9 protein-coding genes are annotated in these 13,770 nt (G+C 41.5%); 6 read left to right on the top strand and 3 right to left on the bottom strand.

Annotated elements, in window-relative coordinates:
- The 3 genes from SMSK564_RS0103190 to SMSK564_RS11905 form a co-directional block, all read right to left on the bottom strand.
- Window positions 1-1,796 (bottom strand): MiiA motif-containing surface protein (locus SMSK564_RS0103190; protein ID WP_001070391.1); only part of this gene is annotated, 1,796 nt, incomplete at its 3' end.
- Window positions 1,797-1,808: 12 nt separating this feature from the next.
- Window positions 1,809-5,828 (bottom strand): accessory Sec-dependent serine-rich glycoprotein adhesin, encoded by a 4,020-nt coding sequence (locus SMSK564_RS11910; protein WP_000466175.1) that lies wholly within the window; start codon window positions 5,826-5,828, stop codon window positions 1,809-1,811.
- A gap of 1,387 nt (window positions 5,829-7,215) precedes the next feature.
- The gene (locus SMSK564_RS11905) at window positions 7,216-8,760 is read right to left on the bottom strand and encodes a peptide chain release factor 3 (RefSeq protein WP_001025443.1); all 1,545 of its coding nucleotides are present in this window, start codon (window positions 8,758-8,760) and stop codon (window positions 7,216-7,218) included.
- A 212-nt stretch (window positions 8,761-8,972) separates the two neighbouring features.
- On the opposite strand from SMSK564_RS11905, the gene gatC reads away from it, so the two are divergent.
- The 6 genes from gatC to nusB all read left to right on the top strand — a co-directional run bounded on the left by gatC (window position 8,973) and on the right by nusB (window position 13,704).
- Window positions 8,973-9,275, top strand: coding sequence for an Asp-tRNA(Asn)/Glu-tRNA(Gln) amidotransferase subunit GatC (gatC, locus tag SMSK564_RS11900; RefSeq protein ID WP_000704718.1), 303 nt, complete (start codon window positions 8,973-8,975; stop codon window positions 9,273-9,275).
- A complete protein-coding gene (gatA, locus tag SMSK564_RS11895; protein ID WP_000143705.1) occupies window positions 9,275-10,741 on the top strand; it encodes an Asp-tRNA(Asn)/Glu-tRNA(Gln) amidotransferase subunit GatA in 1,467 nt (488 codons plus the stop codon). The genes gatC and gatA overlap by 1 nt, the downstream gene beginning before the upstream one ends.
- Window positions 10,741-12,183, top strand: coding sequence for an Asp-tRNA(Asn)/Glu-tRNA(Gln) amidotransferase subunit GatB (gene gatB / locus SMSK564_RS0103185; protein ID WP_001008673.1), 1,443 nt, complete (start codon window positions 10,741-10,743; stop codon window positions 12,181-12,183). The genes gatA and gatB overlap by 1 nt, the downstream gene beginning before the upstream one ends.
- Before the next feature lie 131 nt (window positions 12,184-12,314).
- Window positions 12,315-12,875: an elongation factor P gene (gene efp / locus SMSK564_RS11890; RefSeq protein WP_000568643.1), complete on the top strand. Its 561-nt coding sequence runs from the start codon at window positions 12,315-12,317 to the stop codon at window positions 12,873-12,875.
- Between the two features lie 21 nt (window positions 12,876-12,896).
- The gene (locus SMSK564_RS11885) at window positions 12,897-13,286 is read left to right on the top strand and encodes an Asp23/Gls24 family envelope stress response protein (RefSeq protein WP_000536307.1); all 390 of its coding nucleotides are present in this window, start codon (window positions 12,897-12,899) and stop codon (window positions 13,284-13,286) included.
- A complete protein-coding gene (gene nusB / locus SMSK564_RS11880) occupies window positions 13,279-13,704 on the top strand; it encodes a transcription antitermination factor NusB (protein WP_000203629.1) in 426 nt (141 codons plus the stop codon). Before SMSK564_RS11885 ends, nusB begins: the two co-directional genes overlap by 8 nt.
- The last annotated feature ends 66 nt before the right edge of the window (window positions 13,705-13,770 follow it).

Below are 13,770 nucleotides of genomic sequence, written 5' to 3'. Positions count from 1 at the left end.
GCTGACTGGCTAGCTGAGGTACTTGCTGATTGGCTCGCACTTGTCGATGCTGAGGCAGAGGCAGATTGAGACGCTTCCGAATCCGATACTGGTGGTTTCACTGTATTCTGCGTTCCATCTTTATAAGTGATTGTTACAGTGCCATCGTCTGATATTCTATATCCTTCATCTCCATCTTTAATACGGTTTGCATCTTTTGGATTAGCTGCTTTCACCGCCTCAAGAATCTTTTGTTTATCTTCTGGAGATAGGGTTGTTGTATTGCTTACTTGTACTGTTGCCGGCACCTGCCCTGGGAATTTCTCACTTAACGGTGCTTGTTGAAGCCCAAACTCAGTATAAGCAGTATTATTCGATAAGTCACGAGTCCTTGCATAACGTGTCCATTTATTGCCAGCATTGTATGTTTGAGTAGGATTGTACGTTCCTTCTTCTGTCAATTGACGAACATCTGGTTGACTGTCAGAAGCATCAGTGACTGTATTAGTCAGTTGTTTTGCAAGACCACCTGTTGCATATGGACTAGGGATGAGATTTGTCGTTACATAGCTTGAATTTTCATTCGTAGCATTATTCCATGCCTCAATATTTTTTACCTTACCACTGTTATCAGCAGTTGTTACTGTCACACGGAATTTATCTCCAGCATAAATCTTACTCTTACCATCTGAATTCTTAGGTGCTTCTACCCAACCATTGGTTGTTTCATCATAAACTTCTACCTTAGCAGTAATCGTTGGCGCTACTGTTTCTCCAGTAATTGTTTTATTAGTAGTCGCTGACTCTAATGTTTCAGACGCATTGGTTACAGGATTAGTAAACGTCTTACTTTGTTTAACTGTCACTGAACCCGTTGGAAGTAATCCATTATTGCTGTTATACGCTGACTCAAGTTCAGCTGGTGTGAAGGTTAGACTAGTATCATTGTCACCTGCAACCTTTGTAAAAGTTTGGTTACCAACAGTCAATGTAACTGTAGCTCCTGGTGTGACGTCTGTTACTGTAATTCCTTTATTTGGAAGGCCACCTGTATTCGTTACTTGATCATCTGCGATTTGTGGAGCTTGTGGCTTAATCTTAGGAGATACTGCATTCGATGTACCATCTTTATAAGTAATGGTTACAGTACCGTTGTTGGCAATACTGTAGTTACTAATACGGTTAGCTGTTTCTGGATTAGCTGTCTTAACTGCCGCAAGAATCTTATCACGATCAGCACTTGTCAATGAGTTTGGATTCGCCACTGAAATCGCATCTGTTGGCTGACTTCCTGGGAACTTCTCTTTTAAAGGTGATTGTTGAATTCCAAACTCAACGTAAGAAGTATTATTCGATAAATCACGTGCTCTCGCATAACGTGTCCATTTATTGGCCGCTCTATATTCTTGAGTAGGATTATACGTTCCTTCTTCTGTCAATTGACGAACATCTGGTTGAGAAGCAGAAGCATTAGTAACTGTATTAGTCAATTGTTTTGCTAGACCACCTGTTGCATATGGACTAGGGATGAGATTCGTCGTTACATAGCTTGAATCTTCATTTGTAGGATTATTCCATGCCTCAATATTTTTTACCTTACCACTGTTATCAGCAGTTGTAACGGTAACACGGAATTTATCTCCAGCATAGACCTTACTCTTGCCATCTGCATTCTTAGGTGCTTCCACCCAAGCGCTAGTTGCTTCATCATAAACTTCAAATTTAGCAGTAATCGTTGGTGCTACTGTTTCTCCAGTAATTGTTTTAGTAGTCGTCGCTGACTCTAATGTTTCAGACGCATTCGTTACAGGATTCATAAACGCCTTACTTTACTTAACTGTTACTGAACCCGTTGGAAGCAAGCCATTATTGCTATTGTATGCTGTCGCAAGATCTGTTGGCGTGAAGGTCAAACTAGTTTCATTGTTACCTGCAACTTTGGTAAAGGTCTGGTTACCAACCGTCAATGTAACTGTTGCTCCTGGGAGAACATTTGTTACTGTAATTCCTTTATTTGGAAGACCACCTGTATTCGTTACTTGATCATCTGCAATTTGTGGTGCTTGTGGCTTAATCTTAGGTGCTACTGCATTCGATGTTCCATCTTTATACCCAATCGTCACAACACCGTTATCAGCAATACTATAACTACTAATGCGGTTAGCTGTTTCTGGGTTAGCTGTCTTAACTGCCGCAAGAATATTGTCACGTTCAGTGTTTGTCAATGAGTTTGGATTGTCTACTGAAACTGCATCTGTTGGCTGTTGCCCTGGGAACTTCTCGTTTAATTTCCCTTGAGCAACGATAAACAGATCAGTTTCTGTTTCGTTATTACTCAAGTCTCTTGCAATAAATTTACGCGTCCAAAGATTACCTGATTCCCATCTTCTTTCTGCATTATACGTACCAGTAATTTCAACTTTCGCTGGATTCGTTGCCGTAGCTTCTGTAGTACTTGAGATAGAAGGTATATCACCACCTGTTGCATAGTTAGAGTCAATAAAGTTAGTCTTAGTTGATACTCCATCAGAAACTTGTAGCTTATTGATTTTGCCACTGTTATCCTTCGATGTCGCTACAACTCGGTATTCATCACCGGCAAAGATTTCATATCCAGCTTGTCTGCCCTGACGAACAACTTTCTTCGGTGCATCAACCCAGTTATTAGAGCCATCTTTGATTTGCAACTTGTACTCAATCGTTGGCGCCACTGTATCTAGTGCTTTGGCTATTCCATTAGATATCGCTCCGTCAGAGTTGAAGTTGTAGCCTGTTGCTGTAACTGTGCTAAGGTCTTTAACTGTTGGTTCTGTAATAGAGACCACACCAGTACTTGAATCAAGCGTTACTCCTGATGGAAGTGTATCTGTCGTTTGCCACTGAGTTCCAACTTTGTTTACGCTGATATTCGTAGTAGTAGTACTATCTGTAGGTATGTAAGCGACCTTAAGTCGATCAGTATTTGCCCGCGGAGCGATTGTAACACTACCATCGTTTGGTGTAGTGATTGCAGGAGCTACAGGTGGAGTTTCTTTTGCTACATTCTCGAAGAAGACATCTGAGACATCAACAGAGTCTCCGCCCTCATCATCTTTATAAATAGTCTTAAGTTGCTTGCTCAATCCTACTTTAGTACCAGTAATCGTAGCTTTCCCTTGTAAATCATTATGAGCAAGAATTGCTTGCTTATCTTGAGCAGACAAAGGTGAACCCAATCTTGATATATCCATATTTTCAGGGACAGGTAAGTAAACTTCTTTACCGTCAACAGTAGCTTTTACAGCCATCTTTTCCCCTATTCCTGAACCGACTTGATTGCTACCGCCTACCCATTCAACACTCTTGACGTTTAAGCGACTTAGATCATTACCTGTTCCTGAAGTGGTGTTTGGAAGAACTTTAGCAGTGTTGTTTCCTTTGTTAATCTGCCCATTGTAATCATCCATGTCATCAGGTTGTGCAAACCCTGAGATACTATTAGATTTATCATCAATTTTCTGAATAGTAGATACCGGATTGATAATCTGACCTTTAGAAATAGTAGTAGCAGTCACTGCCTTATTAATCACAGGTTCATAAACATCAGACTGAGTGACGATTCGAAACGGAAGAGTACGAGTCCCCATATTAGGAGCAGTAACCCTAAGGTCATGTTCTCCTTTAGAAAATGAAATAGTTCGAGTGTTAGCAAGATATTGAATAGAAGAAGAGCTCTCATTTATCCCTTTAATCGCATAAGTGACACTCTGGCCAGGCTCTAAAGGAGGAACCTCTGTGGTAGTCCCTGTTAATCTATCATAGGCGTTTGCAATCGTATCCAATCTACTAACATTAGTTAGGTCATTCAATCTACCATACTTCAAAAAAGTAGATGGAACGCCAGTTTTTAATTTCAGTGCATATCGTTCATTCGATCCATTCATTTGAAGGTAATTTCTATGACGAGAATCTTCCAAAGAACGGAAACCAGCCATATAAAAATCATCGGTATTTTCTGGACTTGTTGTCGTAAATTTTATTTTATATCCTTCTTGACGAGCACTCCCCTTAGGGTGCAACGCATAAACATTTGCTGTGGCACTTTCGATGGTGTTAAAAGCAAAATCTCCCGCCTGTTTAACCGTTTCTGATATTTTATCTGTCTGATAATATGCACTTGGATTATTAAAGGCAAAATCTCTCAGACTTGTGAGTGAACCACGTCCAACCCCACCTGGCCCTACACCAGCTACATTTTCATAATAAGAACCGCCTTGATTATTCCAGGCATTCCCAACTGCCGCCAAAAGGTCTCCACTCTTAGAGTTATGCAAGAACGAACTATTATCATCACTACGTCCTAATAAATTCCAGTTTGAATTCGAATTACCATTATCCTTTTGATAAACCTCCATATGAGTTATTCTATGGCCTTTTGGAACCGTAAAGTAAAAATAAGGATTATCGTGACGATCTCCACTTTCATTAAAAGTAACTTCCCATTCAGTCGTAGTTCCCTGTCTATGTGAAGTCATGTAAACTTGGCTACGAATTGTTCTGACTTCAACACGTGTAGGAACATTGGATTTTTCGGGTGGTCTATTATTAGCCTGGTTCCCTTGCGTTGCATAAAGATAGGTGCCCTCTTTGTAACCGTTCGCTATCCCCTTGGAATCTGCTTCACTTACAACGTATGCAACCGTATTTTTTGTGAAATCTTTACTAGTATTCTCAGGCGCTACCTCCCTAAAGCTAACTCCTCGCTCCATCTGTCTACCATTTAGCACACTGCGTTTACCGTTGTTAGCACGAAGGACAGCGTTAACGATTGAGTTTTGCGCAGATGTGGCTTGCTTAATAACATCTGTCAAGTCAGCATTTGGATTTTTCAATGCTTCTTCGATAGCTGTTACAGCAGCATTCACCTTAGCAACCGCTGCTTCTGTATTTGGCAGACCGATAGACTTAGCGAGGTATTCTCCCATAGTCGCTGAGATTTTAGATAGACGTTTGCGGTCTTCTTGAGCTTTCTTGTTGCTCTCAGCAGATACTGTTGTCGCTACGGCAGCTGTTGTCGTTGTATCCACCAAACTTGAAGTCGTTGATGTGATTTGACTCAAACGATTTTCAACTGCTTGTAGAGATGCGAGGCTATCAGTGATAACTTTTGAAAGAGCCGCATCAGCTGTTGCGTTAGCTGCATCTTCCTTACGAACAGATGTCTCTTTGTTTGAAGCTGTCTCTGATGTTGCTGGTTTTGCAAGTTCAGAAGTCACTCCAGCTTGCGATTGAGAAGCACTTGTGCTAGCACTTTCAGAAGCAGATGTGCTTGCTGATTGGCTTGCACTTGTTGATGCTGATGCGCTTGCTGAAACAGAAGCACTTGTTGAAGTACTTACTGACTGGCTTTCACTTTCTGACAGATGCTTGCTTGCATTTTTGGAAGCTTCTTCAGACAAGGACTGGCTTTGGCTGACAGAAACTGATAAGCTGTCGGCTTGAGCCCCCTCCTGATCTTTTACGGTTCCCAAAGTTACTGTATCTGTATTTGCAAGTGTTTGATTTGCCTCTACTGTCTTTTCGAGGGCATCATTGGCATAAACAGTTGTTTGTGTTGCAACTGCTCCTCCAAGTACCGTCCCTGCCGCGGCTATCCCCTTCAGGATATCCAAGCCTGTTAGTGTATTTGATGATTGCTCTTCGATTACTTCAGTTGTTACCTGAGCAGCATCTACACCACCACGCAAGACTTTAAAGAGACCAAACTGAGAGGTCGAGGCGCGCAACCAATGCTTACCCGACTTGATCAACTTGAAACGGGTCACACGATCCGTCTCCCTATATTCACCTTCTTGGCGTCTAAAAAACATTTTTTAGATTCCTTTCCTTCTATATTTATCTGTATTTGGCAATAAAATACCAATCTATATTATACACTTTAAATGCAAGTATTTCAATAAGTTTCAAAACATTTTTACCTAAAAAAAAAAAGCATTTTACATGTATATTATATGCAAACGATGCCGCTTTTTATAAATATCGGTAAAATGATTATTCCAAGCGATTTCATAGGGATAAAGTTCAAATTTAAGCGTTTTTATGTTTCTAAATTACAAAATCTTAAATTTCTGTTACAGATTTTGGAGGCGTTTTTAAATTTTGCTATACAAATATTTTATTTTATACATATGTTACCTTAATCGAGCGGTATAAAATATTAACTATATTGTATATATTATTGTTTTTTCTTCATTAACTTTCTACACATGAGTCACATAATCCTTCAGCAGACTCAATTTGTAAGAACCTATACATGTATTCAAAACCTATTTCTTATCACGATATCAATTTGTTATCATTTATTATAGACTCAGTCACACTCTTACTAGACACTCCTAACATCCAAAAACTAACTAGATTGTTTGATTAAATCCACTATTATAATAAAGTAAAATCTGAACAATACGATTAGAAAACTCTGACCAATTTCTAACAATATTTCAGAAGATGAGACTTACCCGTCTTGATTTAGCTAATTTTATTGACGATCTGCTATTTTATTTGTTTATATAACATAACGTTGCACTAAAAATCTCGCAATGCCATAAGATTCCCAGAAGCTTATTACTATACGATATTTTGATAAAGCACTATAGTAGATTGAATTTAGAGTAGAACACTATAGTTTCTAAATCGTTGTTAGAAATTACTTTAAAATCCCCTCATCAATTTGTTCACATTTTCTTTCAATCTACTATGCTTAACGATTCAACACCAAGACATCTAGCTTGCCCAGTCAATTTCCCATTCGCCACAAGGAAAAAGCCCACAATGTAATATAACATTTATGGACTTTTTAATATGATATACAGACAAACCACCACAGCGGTTAGCAATCTTTACACTAGAACACGAAGAAACGAAAACAATCTCTTTTCGCCGATGAGTTAGTGAGGCAGGCAGGTAGTTCACTTCCTTACCATTACGACAGCAAACTCCACGAATCGATAATATTCGTGGAGTTTTCCTAGTGAAGCGTTTAGGTAAGCCGATTGTTATACTACGACACGGAGTTTGGCAAATCGATTCTAGTTGCCAAACGTAGTTAGTGAGGCAGTTAGCTAGACCAGTTACGACGTAAAGTTTTACAAATCGATTCTATTTGTAAAACTCAGTTAGTGAGGCAGTTAGCTAGTTCGCCAAATAGCGACTAGCGTCCAACCATTAGGAACTTTAGTTCCAATTGTTGGTACTGAGTCACATCTTCTCTTCCAACTCTACATCTGGATACTTGTCCGCAAACCAGCGGAGGGCAAAGTCATTTTCAAAGAGGAAGACTGGTTGGTCAAAACGGTCTTTGGCCAAGATATTTCGGCTTGATGACATCCGTTCATCCAAGTCCTCAGGCTTGATCCAACGAACGGTCTTTTTCCCCATTGGGCTCATGACGACTTCCGCATTGTACTCGCCTTCCATACGGTGCTTAAAGACTTCAAACTGGAGTTGACCTACAGCCCCTAGCATGTACTCGCCTGTTTGGTAATTCTTATAAAGCTGAATGGCACCTTCTTGTACTAATTGCTCAATCCCCTTGTGGAAGGATTTTTGTTTCATAACGTTCTTAGCAGATACTTTCATGAAAATTTCAGGGGTAAAGGTTGGCAGTGGTTCAAACTCAAACTTATTTTTTCCAACTGTCAAGGTATCCCCAACCTGATATGTACCTGTATCGTAAACACCAATGATATCTCCAGCCACGGCATTGGTCACATTCTCACGACTTTCAGCCATAAACTGGGTAACATTTGACAGCTTAGCTCCCTTACCAGTACGAGGCAAGTTGACACTCATACCACGCTCAAATTCACCTGATACGATACGGACAAAGGCGATACGGTCACGGTGACGAGGGTCCATGTTGGCTTGGATTTTAAAGACAAATCCTGAGAAATCCTTGTCGTAAGGATCTACAATTTCACCGTCTGTTTTCTTGTGTCCATGTGGCTCTGGAGCAAACTTAAGGAAAGTTTCAAGGAAGGTCTGCACACCAAAGTTTGTCAAAGCTGAACCGAAGAAGACAGGTGTCAATTCTCCAGCTAGAATAGCTTCCTCTGAAAACTCATTCCCAGCTTCATTTAAAAGCTCAATATCATCCTTGACTTGCTCGTAGAAAGGATTGCTTCCAAAAAGCTTTTCCCCATCTTCTAAACTGGCAAAACGCTCATCCCCCTTATAGAGCTCCAAGCGTTGGTTATAGAGGTCATAGAGCCCTTCAAAGGCTTTCCCCATTCCGATTGGCCAGTTCATCGGGTAGCTCGCAATACCCAAGACTTCTTCCAATTCTTGCAAGAGGTCCAGTGGCTCACGTCCGTCACGGTCTAGCTTGTTCATAAAGGTAAAGACAGGGATGCCACGGTGTTTGACAACTTCAAACAATTTCTTAGTTTGGGCCTCGATACCCTTGGCAGAGTCCACCACCATGACCGCTGCATCCACCGCCATCAAGGTACGATAAGTATCTTCTGAAAAGTCCTCATGCCCTGGCGTGTCGAGGATATTCACACGCTTGCCATCGTAGTCAAATTGCATCACAGATGAAGTAACCGAAATCCCACGTTGTTTCTCGATATCCATCCAGTCAGACTTGGCAAAAGTCCCTGTTTTCTTCCCTTTTACAGTACCAGCCTCACGAATCTCGCCCCCAAAGTAGAGCAACTGCTCAGTAATAGTAGTTTTCCCCGCGTCAGGGTGGGAGATGATGGCAAAGGTACGACGTTTCTTAATTTCTTCTTGAATATTCATAAGTTCTCTTTCTTTGATTCTCTATTTTTCTTGTTTCAATAGCTAAGAATGATTTTTACATTGGATTTTACCATTCCTTTCAACACTCCATTATATCGGATTTTAGCATTTTTTTCAATTTCTATTTCTTTTCACTTATCCCTCCCTTATTTATAGGAAAATATGGTAAAATAGAACAGACTAAAAATCATCATTTCACGAAAGGATGCAAGATGAAAATTACGCACGAAGAGGTAACACACGTTGCCAATCTTTCAAAATTAAGATTCTCTGAAGAAGAAACTGCTGCCTTTGCGACCACCTTGTCCAAGATTGTAGACATGGTTGAGTTGCTGGGCGAAGTTGACACAACTGGTGTCGCACCTACTACGACTATGGCTGACCGCAAGACCGTACTCCGCCCTGATGTGGCCGAAGAAGGAACAGACCGTGATCGCTTGTTTAAAAACGTACCTAAAAAAGACAACTACTATATCAAGGTACCAGCTATCCTAGATGATGGAGGAGATGCCTAATGACTTTTAATAACAAAACGATTGAAGACTTGCACAACCTCCTTGTCTCTAAGGAAATTTCTGCAACTGAATTGACCCAAGCAACGCTTGAAGATATCAAGTCTCGCGAGACAGCTATCAACGCATTTGTCACTATCGCTGAAGAGCAAGCTATTGCGCAAGCTAAGGCTATTGATGAAGCTGGAATTGACGCAGATAATGTCCTCTCAGGAATTCCACTTGCTGTTAAGGATAATATCTCTACAGACGGTATTCTCACAACTGCTGCCTCAAAAATGCTCTACAACTATGAGCCAATCTTTGATGCGACAGCCGTTGCCAATGCAAAAGAGAAAGGCATGATTGTCGTAGGAAAGACCAACATGGACGAGTTTGCCATGGGTGGTTCAGGTGAAACTTCTTACTACGGTGCCACTAAAAATGCTTGGGACCAGACCAAGGTTCCTGGTGGTTCATCAAGTGGTTCTGCTTCAGCCGTAGCCTCAGGACAAGTCCGCTTGTCACTAGGTTCTGATACTGGTGGTTCTATCCGCCAACCTGCCGCCTTCAACGGAATCGTTGGTCTCAAACCAACCTACGGAACTGTTTCTCGTTTCGGTCTCATTGCCTTCGGTAGCTCGCTAGACCAAATCGGACCTTTCGCACCAACTGTTAAGGAAAATGCCCTCTTGCTCAACGCTATTGCCAGCGAAGATGCCAAAGACTCTACTTCTGCTCCTGTCCGCATTGCCGACTTTACTTCAAAAATCGGTCAAGACATCAAGGGCATGAAAATTGCTTTGCCTAAGGAATACCTTGGTGAAGGAATTGACCCAGAAGTTAAGGAAACCATCCTGAATGCTGCTAAGCACTTTGAAAAACTTGGTGCTATCGTTGAAGAAGTCAGTCTTCCTCACTCTAAATACGGTGTGGCAGTTTACTACATCATCGCTTCATCAGAAGCTTCCTCAAACTTGCAACGTTTTGATGGTATCCGTTACGGCTACCGCGCAGAAGATGCGACTAATCTTGATGAAATCTATGTAAACAGCCGTAGCCAAGGTTTCGGTGAAGAAGTGAAACGTCGTATCATGTTAGGTACTTTCAGTCTTTCATCTGGTTACTACGATGCCTACTACAAGAAAGCTGGACAGGTCCGTACCCTCATCATCCAAGATTTCGAAAACGTCTTTGCGGATTATGACTTGATTTTGGGGCCAACTGCACCAAGTGTTGCCTATGACTTGGATTCACTCAACCACGACCCAGTTGCCATGTACTTGGCTGACCTTTTGACCATCCCAGTCAACTTGGCAGGTCTACCAGGAATTTCGATTCCTGCTGGCTTCTCTCAAGGACTACCTGTCGGTCTGCAATTGATTGGTCCTAAGTACTCAGAAGAAACCATTTACCAAGCTGCTGCTGCCTTTGAAGCAACAACAGACTACCACAAACAACAACCCGTGATTTTTGGAGGTGACAACTAATGAACTTTGAAACAGTCATCGGACTTGAAGTCCACGTAGAGCTTAACACCAATTCAAAAATCTTCTCACCTACTTCTGCCCACTTTGGAAATGATCAAAATGCCAACACTAACGTGATTGACTGGTCTTTCCCAGGAGTACTGCCAGTTCTCAATAAAGGTGTTGTCGATGCCGGTATCAAGGCTGCTCTTGCCCTCAACATGGACATCCATAAAAAGATGCACTTTGACCGCAAGAACTACTTCTACCCTGATAATCCAAAAGCCTACCAAATTTCTCAGTTTGATGAGCCAATCGGCTATAACGGTTGGATTGAAGTCGAGCTAGAAGACGGTACGACTAAGAGAATCGGTATCGAACGCGCCCACCTAGAGGAAGACGCTGGTAAAAACACCCACGGTACAGATGGCTACTCTTATGTTGACCTCAACCGCCAAGGGGTGCCTTTGATCGAGATTGTATCTGAAGCTGACATGCGTTCGCCAGAAGAAGCCTACGCTTATCTGACAGCCCTCAAGGAAGTTATCCAGTACGCTGGTATTTCTGACGTTAAGATGGAAGAAGGTTCGATGCGTGTGGATGCCAACATCTCCCTTCGTCCTTATGGTCAAGAAAAATTCGGTACCAAGACTGAGTTGAAAAACCTCAACTCCTTCTCAAACGTGCGTAAAGGTCTTGAATACGAAGTCCAACGCCAAGCTGAAATCCTACGCTCAGGTGGTCAAATCCGCCAAGAAACACGCCGTTACGATGAGGCTAACAAGGCAACCATCCTCATGCGTATCAAAGAAGGTGCTGCAGACTACCGTTACTTCCCAGAACCCGACCTACCACTCTTTGAAATCTCAGACGAGTGGATTGAGGAAATGCGTACAGAGTTACCAGAGTTTCCAAAAGAACGCCGTGCTCGCTACGTGGCTGACCTTGGTTTGTCAGACTACGATGCTAGCCAGTTGACTGCAAACAAAGTCACTTCTGATTTCTTTGAAAAAGCTGTTTCCCTCGGTGGTGATGCCAAACAAGTCTCTAACTGGCTTCAAGGTGAGGTTGCTCAGTTCTTGAACGCTGAAGGCAAGACACTGGAACAAATCGAACTGACACCAGAAAACTTGGTAGAAATGATTGCCATCATCGAAGACGGCACTATCTCTTCTAAGATTGCCAAGAAAGTCTTTGTCCACCTGGCTAAAAATGGTGGTGGTGCGCGTGAATACGTGGAAAAAGCTGGCATGGTTCAAATCTCAGATCCAACTGTCTTGATTCCAATTATTCACCAAGTCTTTGCGGATAACGAAGCCGCAGTTGCTGACTTCAAGTCAGGAAAACGCAACGCAGACAAGGCCTTTACAGGATTCCTCATGAAAGCAACCAAAGGCCAAGCCAACCCACAAGTCGCCCTTAAACTTCTTGCTCAAGAATTGGCGAAGTTGAAAGAAGATTAATATGTAAAAGAAACCAGCCCTGAGGTTGGTTTTTTTCGCTCCTACCAAATCCCAATAACTATTTTGGCTTTATTTCCAGAAGATTTTATGGTAAAATGAAGAGTAATAATATTTATTAAAGAGGTAAAAACATGATTGAAGCAAGCAAATTGAAAGCTGGTATGACATTTGAAACTGCAGACGGAAAATTGATCCGCGTTTTGGAAGCTAGCCACCACAAACCAGGGAAAGGGAACACAATCATGCGTATGAAATTACGTGATGTCCGTACTGGTTCTACATTTGATACAAGCTACCGTCCAGAAGAAAAATTCGAACAAGCTATTATCGAGACTGTTCCAGCTCAATACTTGTACAAAATGGATGAAACTGCCTACTTCATGAACACTGAAACTTACGACCAATACGAAATCCCAGTCGTAAATGTTGAAAATGAATTGCTTTACATCCTTGAAAACTCTGATGTGAAAATCCAATTCTACGGAACTGAAGTAATCGGTGTAACTGTACCAACTACTGTTGAATTGACAGTTGCTGAAACACAACCATCTATCAAAGGTGCTACTGTTACAGGTTCTGGTAAACCAGCAACTATGGAAACTGGACTTGTTGTCAACGTTCCAGACTTCATCGAAGCTGGACAAAAATTGATCATCAACACTGCAGAAGGAACTTACGTTTCTCGTGCCTAATCTCTAGAAAGAGGTCATTCTATGGGAACTGAAGAACAATTTGGCGAAATCGTTATCGCTCCACGTGTACTTGAAAAAATCATTGCCATCGCAACTGCTAAAGTTGATGGTGTCCATTCATTTTCAAATAAATCCGTATCTGATACCCTATCAAAACTCTCTCTTGGTCGTGGCGTCTACTTAAAAGAAAGCAACGAAGAACTAACTGCTGACATCTACCTCTACCTTGAGTATGGTGTGAAAGTACCAAAAGTGGCTCTTGCTATTCAAAAAGCGGTCAAAGATGCTGTCCATGATATGGCTGATGTGGAACTTTCTGCTGTCAATATCCATGTTACAGGAATCGTTCCAGATAAAACACCAAAACCTGAGTTGAAAGATCTATTTAACGAGGACTTCCTCAATGACTAGTCCATTATTAGAATCTAGACGCGAACTTCGTAAATGCGCTTTCCAAGCTCTTCTGAGCCTTGAATTCGGTACAGATATGGAAACAGCTTGTCGCTTTGCCTACACACATGACCGTGAAGATGCAGATGTGCAAATCCCAGCCTTTCTTCTAAACTTGGTTTCTGGTATCCAAGCTCAAAAAGAAGAGTTAGATAAACAAATCAACCAGCACCTCAAGTCAGGCTGGACAGTTGAACGATTGACCTTGGTCGAAAAAAACTTACTACGCTTGGGAATCTTTGAAATCACATCATTTGATACACCTCAGCTAGTAGCAGTCAATGAAGCCATTGAACTCGCCAAGAATTTTTCAGATCAAAAATCAGCCCGTTTTATCAATGGACTGCTTAGTCAATTTGTAACTGAAGAAAATGAATAATCAAAAAGGTGTTTGGTCTTCCAAGCACTTTTTGTTGTTCCCTCGACACAAAGAACCACATAAAAA

Origin of the sequence: Streptococcus mitis SK564, from assembly GCF_000148525.1 — a bacterium.
In the GTDB taxonomy this organism is placed as follows: Bacteria; Bacillota; Bacilli; order Lactobacillales; family Streptococcaceae; genus Streptococcus; species Streptococcus mitis_H.
Note: the sequence above shows the minus strand (reverse complement) of the source record. Positions and strands in the feature narration are given on the sequence as shown.